Genomic DNA, 16,163 nt, shown 5'->3' on the forward strand with positions numbered 1-16,163 from the left:
GCCGTCTGAAAACACAAACTTTTCAGACGGCATGGTTTATTTTTTCAAAATATATTTGCGGACAGCGGCGTTGTGTTCGGTCAAATCATGACTGAACTGGCTCAAGCCCGTGCCGTCCATTTTGGACACGAAATACAGGTATTTTTCGCCGGACGGATGGGCGGCGGCATCGAGTGCCGCCTTGCCGGGCAGCGCGATCGGGGTCGGCGGCAGACCGCCGCGCGTGTAGGTGTTGTACGGCGTGTCGCGGCGCAGGTCGGCTTTACGGATTTTGCCCTTGTATGCCGCACCCATGCCGTAAATCACGGACGGGTCGGTTTGCAGGCGCATACCGATTTTCAGGCGGTTGACGAAGACGGAAGCGACATGGTCGCGGTCGGCTTCATGCCCTGTTTCCTTTTCGATCAGACTCGCCATAATCAGCATTTCATAAGGGTTTTTATAAGGCAGCCCGTCCTGCCTGCCTGCCCATGCCTCGTTCAGACGGCGTTGCATCGCCTTGTAGGCGGTTTGGTAAATCTGCAAATCGCTGCCGCCCGCATCAATTTCGTAGCTGTCGGGGAAAAACTGCCCTTCAGGATTGCCGCTGAAGGCATCGGGCGCAACTTCCGCCATCAGTTTTTCATTGCTCCAGCCTTTGGTGTCGTGTCCGATGTCGGGCGTTGCGTCGATGACTTTTCTCATATGCGAAAAACGCGACCCTTCGATAATCTGTACGGTAACCAAATCCGGTCTGCCGCCGCGCATTTTCTGCAAAATGTCCCAAGCCGACACTTCCGAAGGTAGTCTGTACGTCCCCGTGTGCAACCTGTTATGCACGCCCAAGGCATAGGCTGCCGCCATCAATACGTGCCTGCTGTATACGATGCGGTCTTCGGCAAGTTTCCTGCCAACCGACGAAATACCCTGGTTTTTGGCAATCTTGATTCGGTATGCCCTGCCGTTGTCTTTAGGGACAAAAAGCAGCGCGGCGAAAACGGCTGCCGATACGGTCAAAAACACGGCAGTCCATTTCAACATTTTTTTCAACATGGTAGGATTCCCAGTATTCGGAATACGTCTTAAAATTTCGGGCGACAGTATAACCCAAATTGCCCGCCGGACAGGAAGAACATCATGGACAATCACGCCGAAGCACACTGGCAAAACGGCTGGCTTCAAAGCATACGCCATACCCCGTCGCCCAATTTCAGCCCGAGGGAAACGGGGGAAACGGTTTCCCTGATCGTGTTGCACAATATCTCGCTGCCGCCATTCGAATATGGTACGGATGCGGTTGAGAAGCTTTTTGCCAACCGCCTAGACCCGAACGACCACCCGTTTTTCGGATTGATACACACTTTGCGCGTATCCAGCCATTTCTTAATCAAACGCGGCGGAGAAACGGTACAATTCGTTTCCTGCGACAATATGGCATACCATGCCGGCGTATCTTCATTCGGCGGCAGGGAAAAATGCAACGCTTTTTCTATCGGCATCGAAATGGAAGGCTGCGATTTCGAACCTTTTGCCGAAGCACAATACCGTTCGCTCGAAACATTGTTGGAAGCACTCTGCCGCCGCTATCCCATCACGGCGGTAACGGGGCACCAAGACATCGCGCCCGGCCGCAAAACCGACCCCGGCCATTTTTTCGACTGGCTGCGGATACGGGAGAAAGGGTTTCCCGTGGACAGAAATGCCGTCTGAAAACCACAGATTTCAGACGGCATTTCGGAAAATTCCCGCTTATTTCGACACACTGCTGTCAGACCCTGCAATTTTCGTTATAATTCAAACGTTATAACCGGCCGTTCCGTCAGACTGCCGGAAACGCAAGCCCGATTTAACCGCAGTACCCGCACTTTGCGCATCCTGCATCCCGAAATTTAAAGTGATTGCCATGATTTACATCGTACTGTTCCTCGCCGCCGTCCTCGCCGTTGTCGCCTACAATATGTATCAGGAAAACCAATACCGCAAAAAAGTGCGCGACCAGTTCGGACACTCCGACAAAGATGCCCTGCTCAACAGCAAAACCAGCCATGTCCGCGACGGCAAACCGTCCGGCGGGTCAGTCATGATGCCGAAACCCCAACCGGCGGTCAAAAAAACGGCAAAACCCCAAGACCCCGCCATGCGCAACCTGCAAGAACAGGATGCCGTCTACATTGCCAAGCAGAAACAGGCAAAAGCCTCCCCGTTCAAAACCGAAATCGAAACCGCCTTGGAAGAAAGCGGCATTATCGGCAACTCCGCCCACACCGTTTCCGAACCCCAAACCGGACATTCCGCACCAAAACCTGCCGACGCGCCGGCAAAACCTGTTCCCGTTCCGCAAACGCCGGCAAAACCGTTGATTACGCTCAAAGAGCTGTCAAAGGTCGAGCTGCCCTGGTTTGACGTGCGCTTCGACTTCATCTCCTATATCGCACTGACCGAAGCCAAAGAACTGCACGCACTGCCGCGCCTTTCCAACCGCTGCCGCTACCAGATTGTCGGCTGCACCATGGACGACCATTTCCAGATTGCCGAACCCATCCCGGGCATCCGCTATCAGGCATTTATCGTGGGTATTCAGGCAGTCAGCCGCAACGGACTTGCCTCGCAGGAAGAACTCTCCGCATTCAACCGCCAGGTGGACGCATTCGCACAAAGCATGGGCGGTCAGACGCTGCACACCGACATCGCCGCCTTTATCGAAGTGGCTTCCGCACTGGACGCATTCTGCGCGCGCGTCGACCAGACCATTGCCATCCATTTGGTTTCCCCGACCAGCATCAGCGGCGTAGAACTGCGTTCCGCCGTAACGGGCGTGGGTTTCGTCTTGGAAGACGACGGCGCGTTCCACTATACCGACACGTCGGGTTCGACCATGTTCTCCATCTGCACGCTCAACAACGAGCCATTTACCAATGCCCTTTTGGACAACCAGTCCTACAAAGGCTTCAGTATGCTGCTCGACATCCCGCACTCTCCGGCAGGCGAAAAAACCTTCGACGACCTCTTTATGGATTTGGCGGTGCGCCTGTCCGGCCAGTTGAACCTGAATCTGGTCAACGACAAAATGGAAGAAGTTTCTACCCAATGGCTCAAAGACGTACGCACTTATGTATTGGCGCGTCAGTCCGAGATGCTCAAAGTCGGTATCGAGCCGGGCGGCAAAACCGCATTGCGCCTGTTCTCATAAATCCGAAACCTCAAAGGCGGATGCATCGGCAACGGTGTATCCGCCTTTTGTTTTCCTGTAAAATCCGACCGTTTCCAACACGTTTTACCGTTCAGACGGCATTTGTCCATGCCGTCTGAACCTGTACGAATCCATGAACCCGACCGCACAACACATCCGCCACCTCACCGACCTCCTCAACCGCTACGCCTACGAATACTACACCCTCGACGCGCCCAGCGTACCCGATGCCGAATACGATCGCCTGTTCCGCGAACTCGAAGCTTTGGAGTTAAACCATCCCGAACTCAAACTGCCCGACAGCCCGACCCAGCGCGTCGGTGGCGAGCCTTTGGCAGGCTTTGCCGAAGTACGCCACGAAGTGCCGATGCTGTCGCTGACCAACGCCTTCTCCCCGCAAGATGAAAACGGCGTGTTCGACCATGCCGAAATGTATGCTTTCGACCAACGCGTGCGCGACGGCTTGGACGGCGGCAATCCCGAATACGTTATCGAACCCAAATTCGACGGCCTCGCCATCAGCCTGCTCTACCGCGACGGCGTATTGGTGCAGGCGGCGACGCGCGGCGACGGCGCGACGGGCGAAGACGTTACCCGAAACGTCAAAACCGTCGCCAACATCCCCCTGCGGCTGCACGGCGAAAATACGCCCGAACTCATCGAAGTGCGCGGCGAAGTGCTGATGCTCAAAGCCGACTTTGCCGCGCTCAATAAAAGACAAGCCGAAAACGGGCAAAAACCCTTTGCCAATCCGCGCAACGCCGCCGCCGGCAGCCTGCGCCAACTCGATTCGCGCATCACCGCGCAACGCAAACTGCACTTTTTCCCCTACTCGATTGCCCGCCAGCAAGGCGGTTTCGAAGCTGAAGAACACATCCAAGAACTCGCCTATTTCCAAAAACTCGGCTTCAGTCTGCCCGACGGCAATTTCGGCTATTTCAAAAATATCGACGAAGTATTGGCGTTTTACGAACAAATGCAGCAAAAACGCCCCGAACTGCCCTACGAAATCGACGGTATGGTGGTTAAAGTCAACAGCTTGGCGCAACAGCGCGAACTCGGCTTCATCTCCCGCGCGCCGCGTTGGGCGGTTGCCCACAAATTCCCTGCCGAAGAAGCCCTGACCATTGTCGAAGCGATTGACGTGCAAATCGGCAGGACGGGCGCGGTAACGCCGGTTGCCCGATTACAGCCCGTATTCGTCGGTGGCGTAACCGTAACCAACGCCACCCTGCACAATCAGGACGAAGTTTCCCGAAAAGACGTGCGCGTCGGCGATACCGTCGTCGTGCGCCGCGCCGGAGACGTGATTCCCGAAGTCGTGCGCGTGATTTTCGAACGCCGCCCGATGCAGGAAACAGACGTTACGGGACTTTCAGACGGCATCAAATACCAACAAGACGACCTGTTTGCCGAAACACCGTCCGCCAACCAAACCCAATCCGTTCCGCTCCATAAGCCCTACCGCCTACCGACCCATTGCCCCATTTGCCGCAGCGAAATCGAACGCGAAGAAGGCGAAGCTGTCGCCCGATGCAGCGGCGGTATGCTTTGTCAGGCGCAACGCGCGCAAGGCTTAATCCACTTCGCCTCGCGCAAAGCGATGGACATCGACGGCTTGGGTGAAAAACAAATCGAACAGCTTGTCGCGCAAGACCTCGTCCGCCACTTCGCCGACCTCTACCGCCTCGACATCCCGACCCTGCAAAAAATGAAGGAAGCGGCGGACAAAACCGTTGCCGAATCGGATCAAATGCCGTCTGAAGGCAGTTCGGTCGGCGCGTCGGGCAAACATAAAAAACAGCCGACCAAGTGGGCGGAAAACATCCTCGCAGGCATAGAATCCGGCAAAACACCCGAACTCGCCCGCTTCCTGTTCGCGCTCGGCATCCGCCACGTCGGCGAACGCACCGCCAAAACGCTGGCACAGGCATTCGGCACATTGGAACGCGTCCGCCGCGCCCCCGAACCCATCCTCGCCTGCCTGCCCGACATCGGCACGGTAGTGGCGCGTTCCATCGCCCACTTCTTCGCCCAAGCCGAACAGCAGGCGATGATAGACGAGCTGCTCGCCGCAGGCGTTGCCCCGCAAGCCCAAGCCGTCAGCCTGCCTGCCGCACAATATGCCGAGCCGCAACGTTGGATTGCCCGCCTGCCCGGTTTCAAAATCAGCGAAAACAAAGCCCAAGCCTTATGGGAACTCGCCGGCAAAAGTATAGAAGGGCTGCAAAACGACAAAGCCCTTCCCGCCGACTGGCAAGCGTGGCGCAGCGAAGCACAAAACGCCGCCCTGCTCGAAAACCTGAAAACCTTCTTCACGCAAATGCCGTCTGAAGACGAGGCGGCGCAAGGTTCAGACGGCATCAATAAAGCCGTAGCAGGCAAAACCTTTGTATTAACCGGCACCCTGCCCACGCTTAAACGTGAACAAGCCCAAGCATTAATCGAAGCCGCAGGCGGCAAAGTTTCCGGCAGTGTTTCCAAAAAAACCGATTACGTCGTCGCCGGAGAAGCCGCTGGCAGCAAGCTGGAAAAAGCCAATACCTTGGGCGTTTCCGTCCTCAGCGAAGCCGAACTGCTTACCCTGCTCGGCTGAACCTATGCCGTCTGAACCGCCTTCAGACGGCATTGTCTACTTTTCCGAACCACACCATGCACACTATTTCCTTTCCAAACCGCACCCGACTCACCGCCCTGCCGCCCCTGTCGCTCTATATCCACATCCCGTGGTGCATCAAAAAATGCCCGTATTGCGACTTCAACTCCCACAGTCTGAAAAACGGATTGCCCGAAGCCGCCTATATCGACGCTCTGCTGACCGATTTGCAGCTTGAATTGCCCAATATTTGGGGCAGGCCGGTGGAAACGATCTTTTTCGGCGGCGGTACGCCCAGCCTGTTTCAGGCGGAATCGATCGACCGTTTGTTAAGCGGCGTGCGTTCGCTGTTGCGCTTGCAGCCGGAAGCGGAAATTACCTTGGAAGCCAATCCGGGGACGTTTGAAATCGAGAAGTTTCAAGGATTTAAAGACGCAGGTATCACGCGGCTTTCTATTGGTGTGCAGAGTTTCAACGACGATATGCTCTCAAGGCTGGGGCGCGTCCACAATGGCAAAGAAGCCTTAACCGCCATAGCTACCGCCTTGAAATTATTTGATAAAGTCAATATCGACTTGATGTACGCCCTGCCGAACCAAACCGTTCAGACGGCATTAGACGACGTACAAACCGCCATCGCCACGGGCGCGACCCACATCAGTGCGTATCATCTGACGATGGAGCCGAACACGCCGTTCGGTCATACGCCGCCGAAAGGTTTGCCGCAAGACGAAGCCGCCCTCGACATCGAAGACGCGGTACACGGCGCGCTGGAGGGCGCGGGCTTTATCCACTACGAAACATCCGCTTTCGCAAAAACCGCCATGCAGTGCCGCCACAATTTGAACTACTGGCAGTTCGGCGATTATTTGGGCATCGGCGCGGGTGCGCACGGCAAAATTTCCTACCCCGACCGCATCGAGCGCACCGTCCGCCGCCGCCATCCCAACGACTACCTCGCTTTAATGCAAAGTCAGCCAAGTGTTGCCGTCGAACGCAAAACCGTCGCTTCCGAAGATTTGCCGTTCGAATTCATGATGAACGCCCTGCGCCTGACCGACGGCGTACCCGCCGCGATGTTGCAGGAACGCACAGGCGTACCCGCCGCCAAAATCATGGCGCAAATCGAAACGGCAAGGCAAAAAGGTCTGCTGGAAACCGACCCTACCGTGTTCCGTCCGACCGAGCAGGGACGGTTGTTTTTAAATGATTTATTGCAGTGTTTTTTATAAGCGCAAACAAATCGGCGGCCGCCCGGGAAAACCCGCCCCGAACGCGGACGGCAAATATGCTTATCGATGGAAAACTCAGCCACATCCCCCGCCGGGCGTTTCAGACGGCACAACCGCCGCCGGAAATGTCCGACGCTTAAGGCAACGCCGCACACAAAAAACCGTACACCTGCGCCTGCAACAATCCGACAGATACCGCCGTTTTTTCCAAACCGTTTGCAAGTTTCACCCGTCCGCCGCATGATGCCGCCGCGTATCTTGAGGCATTGAAAATATTACGATGCAAAAAGAAAATTTCAGTATAATACAGCAGGATTCTTTAACGGATTCTTAACAATTTTTCTCCCTAACCATAAAGGAACCAAAATATGAAAAAAGCACTTGCCGCACTGATTGCCCTCGCCCTCCCGGCCGCCGCACTGGCAGAAGGCGCATCCGGCTTTTACGTCCAAGCCGATGCCGCACATGCCAAAGCCTCAAGCTCTTTAGGTTCTGCCAAAGGCTTCAGCCCGCGCATCTCCGCAGGCTACCGCATCAACGACCTCCGCTTCGCCGTCGATTACACGCGCTACAAAAACTATAAACAAGTCCCATCCACCGATTTCAAACTTTACAGCATCGGCGCGTCCGCCATTTACGACTTCGACACCCAATCGCCCGTCAAACCGTATCTCGGCGCGCGCTTGAGCCTCAACCGCGCCTCCGTCGACTTGGGCGGCAGCGACAGCTTCAGCCAAACCTCCACCGGTCTCGGCGTATTGGCGGGCGTAAGCTATGCCGTTACCCCGAATGTCGATTTGGATGCCGGCTACCGCTACAACTACGTCGGCAAAGTCAACACTGTCAAAAACGTCCGCTCCAGCGAACTGTCCGCCGGCGTGCGCGTCAAATTCTGATATACGCCTTATTCCGCAAACCGCCGAGCCTTCGGCGGTTTTTTGTTTTCAACATCCATGCCGTCTGAAACTACACAAGCCGGCGGTTTTGTACGATAATCCCGAACGCTGCGGCTTCTGCCGCCCTATTTTTTAAGGAATCCGAAATGTCCAAAACCATCATCCACACCGACAAAGCCCCTGCCGCCATCGGCGCATACAGCCAAGCCGTGCGCGCGGGCGACACCGTTTACATGAGCGGTCAAATTCCGCTCGATCCCGCCACTATGACCGTCGTCGGCAACGGAGACTTCCGCGCCGAAGCGCGCCAGGTCTTTAAAAATCTGCAAGCCGTTGCTGAGGCCGCAGGCGGTTCGCTGGACGACATCGTCAAACTCAACGCCTACCTGACCGACTTGGGCAACTTCGCCGTCTTCAACGAAGTGATGGCGGAATTTATCGCCGAGCCGTTCCCCGCCCGCGCCGCCGTCGGCGTTGCCTCGCTGCCCAAAGGCGTGCAGGTCGAAGCCGAAGCCGTCCTCGTTTTGAACGCATAATTCCACGTTCGGACGGCATAAGATTTCCAACCGTGCCGTCTGAACCGCAACACTTTCCCACTTCACAACACCCGCAATGGCACATTACGCAATCGGCGACATCCAAGGCTGTTTCGACGAACTGACCGCGCTGCTCGGCAAAATCGGTTTCAACCACGGCACGGACACCCTCTGGCTGACGGGCGACATCGTCAACCGCGGCCCGAAATCCCTCGAAACGCTGCAATTTTGCATGGAACACGAAAACAGCGTGCAAATCGTCCTCGGCAACCACGACCTGCACCTGCTTGCCGTCGGCTGCGGCGAAGGCACGCCCAAATGCAGCGACACAATCGAACCCATACTCAAACACCCCGACGGGAAAAAAATGCTCGACTGGCTGCGCGCGCAACCGCTTTTGATACGCGAGGGCGGCCGCGTGATGGTACACGCCGGCATCCTGCCGCAATGGCGCATAGCCAAAGCCGAATCGCTCGCCGGAGAAGCCGAAGCCGAACTGCGCGGCAAAAAATACGTCAAATTCTTCTCCAAAATGTACGGCAACAAACCGGCCGCGTGGGACGATGGTTTGGAAGGCTATGCCCGCCTGCGCTTCATCGTCAACGCCTTCACGCGGATGCGCGCACTGACCTTTAAAAACGAACTGGATTTCGACTACAAATCCACAGTGAAAAAAATGCCGCTTTACCTGCGCCCGTGGTTCAAAGCCCCCGACCGGCAAAACCTCGACCACACCATCATCTTCGGACACTGGTCCTCGCTGGGCTACACGAATGCCGACAACGTCATCTCGCTGGACACCGGCGCGCTGTGGGGCGGGCAACTGACCGCCGTCAACCTCGAAACGGAAGAAATTACCCAAGTCCAAGCCGTCGGCGGCATAGACTGGAAAAGCTTCGCAAAATAACGGACCGCCCCACTATGCACAAAATCCTGCCCATCGCCCACGTCCTCTCCCGACTGGGTATGCTGTTTTCCTTTATCCTGCTGATACCCGCCGCCCTCTCCTACGCCTTTTCGGACGGCGCGTACACCGCCTTCGCCACCACCGCGACCGTTACCCTTTCCGGCTCGTGCATCGTCCGGCTCGCCACCCTCCGGTTCAGGCGCGAACTGCGCCCGCGCGACGGCTTCACCCTCGTCCTGATGTTGTGGCTGGCGTTTGCCGCTATGGCTGCGATGCCGATGTACCTGTATTTCCCGAATATGGGCTTTACCGACGCATTTTTTGAATCGATGTCGGGACTGACCACCACCGGCGCGACCGTCATCCCCCACGTCGACGGGCTCGCCCCATCCGTCAACTTTTGGCGGCATATGCTCAACTGGCTGGGCGGGATGGGCATCATCGTCCTTGCCGTCGCCATCCTGCCTATGCTCGGCGTAGGCGGCACGCAATTATTCAAAGCCGAAATCCCCGGCATTGACAAAGAAAGCAAAATGTCGCCGCGCATTTCCCAAGTGGCGAAAAAACTCTGGTTCGGCTACACCCTGATCACCATCCTCGCGGCAGCCTGCCTGCATTTTGCCGGGATGGGCTGGTTCGATGCCGTCTGTCACGCGCTGGCAACCCTCTCGCTGGGCGGGTTTTCCACCCACGATGCCAGCATAGCTTATTACAACTCCCCCCTCATCGAAGCAGTCATCATCGTTTTTACCATTTTCGGCGGCATCAATTTTGCCAGCCATTTCGCCGCCCTCAACAGCCGCAGTCTCAAAACCTATTGGAAAGACGAAGAATGCCGGACAATGCTGCTGCTGCTCTCCGGCAGCATCCTTGCCGCCGCCCTGTACCTGTGGCACACCGGCCATTACGCCGGCTTTACCGAATCCCTGCGCTACACCGCCTTCAACTTCGTCTCCATCGGATTGGCAAACGGGCTGTCCAACACCGACTTCGCACAATGGCCGCTCCTAATTTCTCTGTGGATGTTTTTCCTCGCCAATATCCTCGCCAGCTCCGGCTCGACCGGCGGCGGCATCAAAACCATACGCGCCCTCGTCCTGTTCAAATTCAGCCTGCGCGAAATGATGGTGCTGCTGCACCCCAAAGCCGTCCGCACCGTCAAAATCAGCGGCAAGGCCATACCCGACCGCCTCGCGCTGACCGTTATGTCCTTCATCTTTATCTACTTTATGACCGTCGTCCTCTTCAGCTTCCTGCTGATGGCGAGCGGTATGGAATTTACCACCGCCTTCACCGCCGTCATCGCCTGCATTACCAATTCCGGCCCCGGCCTGGGCGAAGTCGGGCCCGCCGGCAATTACGCCGGTTTGGACGTGATGCAGAAATGGATCTGCGTTACCGCCATGCTCTTGGGCAGGCTGGAAATCTTCACCGTCTTCATCCTCTTCACCCCCGCCTACTGGAAGAAATAAAAAATGCCATCTGAAAACTTTTCAGACGGCATTTCAAGAAAGTTTGTACATGTAGAAATAAGTGGTATGTTGAAATGGGATATTTGGAACGGAAGAAGTAAAAGATATGAAAAAATTAGATGACAAAGAACAAGCAATGTATATTGCGAAAAAATTTCAAAAAAGAATGTTAATTCCTAAGATTTTTTTTATTTCCGTAGCCTGTATACTTGGTGCGGCAACTCTCCAAGAAATTGTTACAAACAATAATTTCTTAAAGAAAGATATTTTTCTTATTATATTTACTATATATTGGGTTGTTGGATTACTTTTTTGTATTATTTATATTCCGATTGCCAGCATATGTCCATATTGCCATTCTTTTCAAAAATTTAATGGCAAATCATTTGAGATTGATGCTAATAATTTAACTTATTCAAGAGGAATTTCTCCATTTAATAAAGATTATTGCACCGAGTGTAAAGCACCACTATCACCTAAAGCTGTGGAGTATATGTATTCCAAAATAGCTGATGGGTAAGTATAACAGGCGCAGCCTGTGCAACTAGCAAGCCGTAGCCCATATGAAACCTAAACTCAACAAGCAGCATGTGTGCGGAACGCACGCATGTGTTTCTCAAAGTTTGAGCTAAGAGGTTGTCTTAAACAAAAAATACGGTTTCAAACGACCTTTCTTTATACGGACAAAAAGGCAGCCGTTTCAAAAACGGCTGCCTTATATTTTTTTTGGTCGGAGTGAAAGGATTCGAACCTTCGACCCCTTGCACCCCATGCAAGTGCGCTACCAGACTGCGCCACACTCCGACTTGATAAGTTGCGGATTATAGTTTCCGCCCGACGCTTTGGCAAGCATTAAAATCACAACCGCCCTTATCTTTTTGACACAACGGAAAATTTACCGGCAAACGCCGGCGCGTCCCGCCCGGGCGGAAAAGGATAAACGCCATAACGTGCGGTGTTTGCTATAATCCGCCCCTTCATTACCGCAGCCCGCCGAAAGATGCCGATGGCAAAACCGCTCAAATACCCCGTCTCCGCACTGGTCGTCCTTTATAGCGGGGACGGCGGTATCCTCCTCATCGAACGCACGTATCCGCAAGGGTTTTGGCAGTCGGTAACCGGCAGCCTCGAACCCGGGGAAACCGTCGCCCAAACGGCAAGGCGCGAAGTTTGGGAAGAAACCGGCATCCTGCTGGCGGACGGGCAGCTCCAAGACCGGCACGACAGCACGGTTTACGAAATCTACCACCACTGGCGGCACCGCTATCCCAAAGGCGTGTTTGAAAACCGCGAACACGTCTTCTGGGCCGAAATCCCGCGCGATACGCCCGTCGTCCTGCAACCCGAGGAACACGTCTCCTACGGCTGGTTCGGCTTGGAAGAAGCGGCGGAAAAAGTGTTTTCCCCGTCCAACAGGCGCGCGATTTTGGAACTGGGCAGGTTTTTGGGCAAACGGTAACACGCGTCCGGACACCCTTTCAGACGGCATCGGGCGCATTTTCAGCCGGACGTTTGTGCTATACTTTCAAACTTCAAACCTTCCCAAATAAAGGAAACCAAATGGCAGACTTCAACCAAATCCTGACCCCCGGCGATGTGGACGGCGGCATCATCAACGTCGTCAACGAAATCCCCGCCGGCAGCAACCACAAAATCGAATGGAACCGCAAACTCGCCGCATTTCAACTCGACCGCGTCGAACCCGCCATCTTCGCCAAACCGACCAACTACGGCTTCATTCCGCAAACTTTGGACGAAGACGGCGACGAATTGGACGTGCTGCTCGTTACCGAACACCCTCTGGCAACCGGCGTATTCTTGGAAGCGCGCGTTATCGGCGTGATGAAATTCGTTGACGATGGCGAAGTAGACGACAAAATCGTCTGCGTCCCCGCCGACGACCGCAACAACGGCAACGCCTACAAAACTTTGTCCGATTTGCCGCAACAGCTCATCAAACAAATCGAGTTCCACTTCAACCACTACAAAGACCTGAAAAAAGCAGGTACAACCAAAGTCGAATCCTGGGGCGATGCGGAAGAAGCGAAAAAAGTCATCAAAGAATCCATCGAACGTTGGAACAAACAGGCATAACGCCCTTCCTGCCGTCTGAACGCCGCTTCAGACGGCATTTTTCCAAGCCCTAGGGAATACCGTCCCAATCGGATATAATCCGAACATACCGCTTCCGACCGAACGCCATGAACCGCCGAAAAATCTATCTGTTGTCTGTTGCCCTGTTCACACTGGCATTTATGCTGCTCGTCCTCTTGGGTGCTTATCTGCTGACCGTCAGCAGCAAAGCCTTTGCCGTCGCGTCCTTCCTTTTCGCATTCGGCGCGCTGTTCGGGCAAATCGGCGCACTCGCCCTCTACCTACGGCACAAATCCCTACACGCCGCCCCATCCTCACCACAAAGGAACCGCCATGGCTGAAAAACCGGAAAAAATCGTTTTGGCAAGCGGCAATGCAGGCAAACTCAAAGAATTCGGCAACCTATTCGAACCACACGGCATTACCGTATTGCCGCAATCCGAATTCGGCATACCCGAATGTCCGGAGCCCTATTCCACCTTTGTCGAAAATGCGCTGGCAAAAGCACGCCATGCCACCAAATACAGCGGGCTGCCCGCACTCGCCGACGACAGCGGCATCTGTGCGGCCGCCCTAAACGGCGCACCGGGCATACATTCTGCACGCTACGCCGACGACAATCCCAAATCCGATATCGCCAACAACCTGAAACTTGCCGCCGAACTTGCCGACAAAGCCGACAAAAGCTGCTGCTACGTCTGCGTATTGGTTTTTGTCCGCCATAAAGACGACCCGCGCCCGATTATTGCCGAAGGCGTATGGCGCGGACGATGGCACGACACGCCGCTCGGGCAAAACGGTTTCGGTTACGACCCGTATTTTTATCTGCCCGAACACGGCAAAACCGCCGCCGAATTGGATTTGGAGGTCAAAAACCGCGAAAGCCACCGCGCGCAGGCACTCGCCGATTTAATCCGCAAACTCGCCCTTTAAACATCAAAACAATACAAAGGAAAAAGAATGAAACCGATAAAAAAAGCCGTCTTCCCCGTCGCAGGGATGGGAACCCGCTTCCTGCCCGCCACCAAGGCCAGCCCGAAAGAAATGCTGCCCATCGTCGACAAGCCGCTGATCCAATACGCCGTAGAAGAAGCCGTGGAAGCCGGCTGCACGGAAATGGTGTTTGTTACCGGACGCAACAAACGCAGCATCGAAGACCATTTCGACAAGGCATACGAACTCGAAACCGAGTTGGAAATGCGCCATAAAGACAAATTGTTGGAACACGTCCGCAACATCCTGCCGCCAAACATTACCTGCCTCTACATCCGCCAGGCGGAAGCACTGGGCTTGGGACACGCCGTCTTGTGCGCCCGCGCCGCCATCGGCGACGAACCCTTTGCCGTGATTTTGGCTGACGATTTAATCGATGCCCCCAAAGGCGCGCTCAAACAAATGGTTGAAGTGTACGAACGCAGCGGCAACAGCATTTTAGGCGTAGAAACCGTCGAACCGTCGCAAACCGGCTCATACGGCATCGTCGAAACCGAACAGCTCAAACAGTTCCAACGCATTACCGGCATTGTCGAAAAACCCAAGCCCGAAGACGCGCCCTCCAACCTTGCCGTTGTTGGACGCTACATCCTCACCCCGCGCATTTTCGACTTACTGACCGGACTGCCTCGCGGCGCGGGCAACGAAATCCAGCTTACAGACGGCATCGCCAAGCTGCTCGATCACGAATTTGTCCTGGCGCACCCCTTTGAAGGCACACGCTACGACTGCGGCAGCAAACTGGGCTACCTCGAAGCCACCGTCGCCTACGGCCTGAAACACCCCGAAACCGGCGAACCCTTCCGCCGCCTTTTGGAAAAATACCGTACCGAATAACCCCATCAAGGAATCCTTATGCACGACAAAACCTGGTCCGGACGTTTCAACGAACCCGTTTCCGAACTCGTCAAACAATACACCGCCTCCATCGGTTTCGACCGCCGGCTTGCCGAATGGGACATTCAAGGCTCGCTGGCACACGCGCAAATGCTGAAAGAAACCGGCGTGTTGGACGAAGGCGATTTGGCGGACATCCGCCGGGGTATGGCGGAAATCCTTGAAGAAATCCGCAGTGGCAAAATCGAATGGTCGCTCGATTTGGAAGATGTCCATATGAACATCGAACGCCGCCTGACCGACAAAATCGGCGACGCGGGCAAACGCCTGCACACCGGCCGCAGCCGCAACGACCAAGTCGCCACCGACATCCGCCTGTGGCTGCGCGATCAGATTACCGTTATCCAAAGCCTGATTCAAAGCCTTCAGACGGCATTGCTGGATTTGGCGGAACAAAACGCCGAAACCGTCATGCCCGGTTTTACCCATCTGCAAGTCGCCCAGCCTGTCAGCTTCGGGCACCATATGCTCGCCTACGTCGAAATGCTCGGACGTGATAACGAACGGATGGCGGACTGCCACCGCCGCGTCAACCGTATGCCGCTCGGCGCTGCCGCCCTTGCCGGGACGACCTACCCGATTCGGCGCGAAATTACCGCCGAATTACTGGGTTTCGAGCAAATCTGCCAAAACTCGCTCGATGCCGTATCCGACCGCGATTTTGCCGTCGAGTTCACCGCCGCCGCCTCGCTGGTTATGGTTCACCTGAGCCGCCTGTCCGAAGAATTGATTTTGTGGATGAGTCCGCGTTTCGGCTTTATCGACATCGCCGACCGCTTCTGCACCGGCTCGTCCATTATGCCGCAGAAGAAAAACCCCGACGTGCCCGAACTCGTGCGCGGCAAATCCGGACGCGTCATCGGACACCTTATCGGCCTGATTACCCTGATGAAATCCCAACCCTTGGCGTACAACAAAGACAATCAGGAAGACAAAGAACCCTTGTTCGACACCGCCGACACGCTCATCGACACCCTGCGGATTTACGCCGATATGATGCGCGGCGTAACCGTCAAACCCAACAATATGCGCGCCGCCGTGATGCAGGGTTTTGCCACCGCCACCGACTTGGCGGATTATCTGGTCAAAAAAGGTATGCCCTTCCGCGATGCCCACGAAGTCGTCGCCCAAGCCGTGCGCCACGCCGATGAAGCCGGAGTCGATTTGAGCGAACTGCCGCTTGAAGTCCTGCAAGGTTTCAGCGATTTGATTGCCGCCGACGTTTACAGCGTGCTGACACCCGAGGGCAGCTTAAACGCACGCAACCACTTGGGCGGCACCGCGCCTGAACAAGTCCGTTTCCAAGTCAAACGCTGGCGTGAAGTGTTGGCTTAGCCCCCCGATGCCGTCTGAAGAAATGTTCAGACGGCA

Annotated in this window: 16 protein-coding genes and 1 tRNA gene; 15 read left to right on the forward strand and 2 right to left on the reverse strand. The window is 55.4% G+C overall.

Features of this window, described 5'->3' with window-relative positions; all coding sequences use genetic code 11:
• Nucleotides 1-36: 36 nt before the first annotated feature.
• Nucleotides 37-1,032, reverse strand: a complete 996-nt coding sequence (gene mltG, locus Q3O06_RS09420; RefSeq protein ID WP_301818565.1) for an endolytic transglycosylase MltG — start codon at nt 1,030-1,032, stop codon at nt 37-39.
• 84 nt (nt 1,033-1,116) lie between these two features.
• Here mltG and ampD point away from each other — a divergent pair, with 84 nt between their 5' ends.
• The 9 genes from ampD (at nt 1,117) to Q3O06_RS09465 (ending at nt 11,328) form a co-directional block, all read left to right on the forward strand.
• A complete protein-coding gene (gene ampD, locus Q3O06_RS09425) occupies nt 1,117-1,689 on the forward strand; it encodes a 1,6-anhydro-N-acetylmuramyl-L-alanine amidase AmpD (RefSeq protein WP_301818567.1) in 573 nt (190 codons plus the stop codon).
• A 193-nt stretch (nt 1,690-1,882) separates the two neighbouring features.
• Nucleotides 1,883-3,169 (forward strand): cell division protein ZipA C-terminal FtsZ-binding domain-containing protein, encoded by a 1,287-nt coding sequence (locus tag Q3O06_RS09430; protein WP_301818568.1) that lies wholly within the window; start codon nt 1,883-1,885, stop codon nt 3,167-3,169.
• A 133-nt stretch (nt 3,170-3,302) separates the two neighbouring features.
• Complete coding sequence (gene ligA, locus Q3O06_RS09435) at nt 3,303-5,765, forward strand: NAD-dependent DNA ligase LigA (protein ID WP_301818570.1); 2,463 nt, start codon at nt 3,303-3,305, stop codon at nt 5,763-5,765.
• A gap of 56 nt (nt 5,766-5,821) precedes the next feature.
• Entirely contained in the window at nt 5,822-6,997 is a 1,176-nt protein-coding gene (hemW, locus tag Q3O06_RS09440) for a radical SAM family heme chaperone HemW (RefSeq protein ID WP_301818653.1), read from the forward strand.
• Nucleotides 6,998-7,365: 368 nt separating this feature from the next.
• Nucleotides 7,366-7,893 (forward strand): outer membrane beta-barrel protein NspA, encoded by a 528-nt coding sequence (gene nspA, locus Q3O06_RS09445; RefSeq protein ID WP_016670652.1) that lies wholly within the window; start codon nt 7,366-7,368, stop codon nt 7,891-7,893.
• Nucleotides 7,894-8,039: 146 nt separating this feature from the next.
• Nucleotides 8,040-8,429 carry a RidA family protein gene (locus Q3O06_RS09450; protein ID WP_301818572.1) on the forward strand — a complete coding sequence of 130 codons (390 nt, stop codon included), beginning with the start codon at nt 8,040-8,042 and terminating at the stop codon, nt 8,427-8,429.
• 76 nt (nt 8,430-8,505) lie between these two features.
• The gene (locus tag Q3O06_RS09455; protein ID WP_301818573.1) at nt 8,506-9,336 is read left to right on the forward strand and encodes a symmetrical bis(5'-nucleosyl)-tetraphosphatase; all 831 of its coding nucleotides are present in this window, start codon (nt 8,506-8,508) and stop codon (nt 9,334-9,336) included.
• A 14-nt stretch (nt 9,337-9,350) separates the two neighbouring features.
• Complete coding sequence (locus Q3O06_RS09460; RefSeq protein ID WP_301818574.1) at nt 9,351-10,808, forward strand: TrkH family potassium uptake protein; 1,458 nt, start codon at nt 9,351-9,353, stop codon at nt 10,806-10,808.
• Nucleotides 10,809-10,914: 106 nt separating this feature from the next.
• Entirely contained in the window at nt 10,915-11,328 is a 414-nt protein-coding gene (locus tag Q3O06_RS09465) for a hypothetical protein (RefSeq protein ID WP_301818575.1), read from the forward strand.
• 207 nt (nt 11,329-11,535) lie between these two features.
• On the opposite strand, the gene Q3O06_RS09470 is transcribed toward Q3O06_RS09465, so the two are convergent.
• Nucleotides 11,536-11,612 (reverse strand) — tRNA-Pro (locus Q3O06_RS09470).
• Between the two features lie 196 nt (nt 11,613-11,808).
• Between Q3O06_RS09470 and nudB the strand changes: the two genes are divergently transcribed.
• From nudB to argH, 6 genes are all read left to right on the forward strand, one after another.
• Nucleotides 11,809-12,267, forward strand: coding sequence for a dihydroneopterin triphosphate diphosphatase (nudB, locus tag Q3O06_RS09475; RefSeq protein WP_301818576.1), 459 nt, complete (start codon nt 11,809-11,811; stop codon nt 12,265-12,267).
• Between the two features lie 101 nt (nt 12,268-12,368).
• On the forward strand, nt 12,369-12,902 hold the full coding sequence (locus Q3O06_RS09480; protein ID WP_301818578.1) for an inorganic diphosphatase: 534 nt from the start codon (nt 12,369-12,371) through the stop codon (nt 12,900-12,902).
• A 107-nt stretch (nt 12,903-13,009) separates the two neighbouring features.
• Nucleotides 13,010-13,243, forward strand: coding sequence for an NGO_0222 family membrane protein (locus Q3O06_RS09485; RefSeq protein WP_301818579.1), 234 nt, complete (start codon nt 13,010-13,012; stop codon nt 13,241-13,243).
• Nucleotides 13,236-13,835: an RdgB/HAM1 family non-canonical purine NTP pyrophosphatase gene (rdgB, locus tag Q3O06_RS09490; RefSeq protein ID WP_301818580.1), complete on the forward strand. Its 600-nt coding sequence runs from the start codon at nt 13,236-13,238 to the stop codon at nt 13,833-13,835. The genes Q3O06_RS09485 and rdgB overlap by 8 nt, the downstream gene beginning before the upstream one ends.
• Before the next feature lie 27 nt (nt 13,836-13,862).
• On the forward strand, nt 13,863-14,732 hold the full coding sequence (galU, locus tag Q3O06_RS09495; protein ID WP_002217750.1) for a UTP--glucose-1-phosphate uridylyltransferase GalU: 870 nt from the start codon (nt 13,863-13,865) through the stop codon (nt 14,730-14,732).
• An 18-nt stretch (nt 14,733-14,750) separates the two neighbouring features.
• Entirely contained in the window at nt 14,751-16,127 is a 1,377-nt protein-coding gene (gene argH, locus Q3O06_RS09500; RefSeq protein WP_301818581.1) for an argininosuccinate lyase, read from the forward strand.
• The last annotated feature ends 36 nt before the right edge of the window (nt 16,128-16,163 follow it).

It is taken from the genome of Neisseria maigaei, assembly GCF_958267405.1.
GTDB classification, from domain to species: Bacteria; Pseudomonadota; Gammaproteobacteria; order Burkholderiales; family Neisseriaceae; genus Neisseria; species Neisseria bergeri.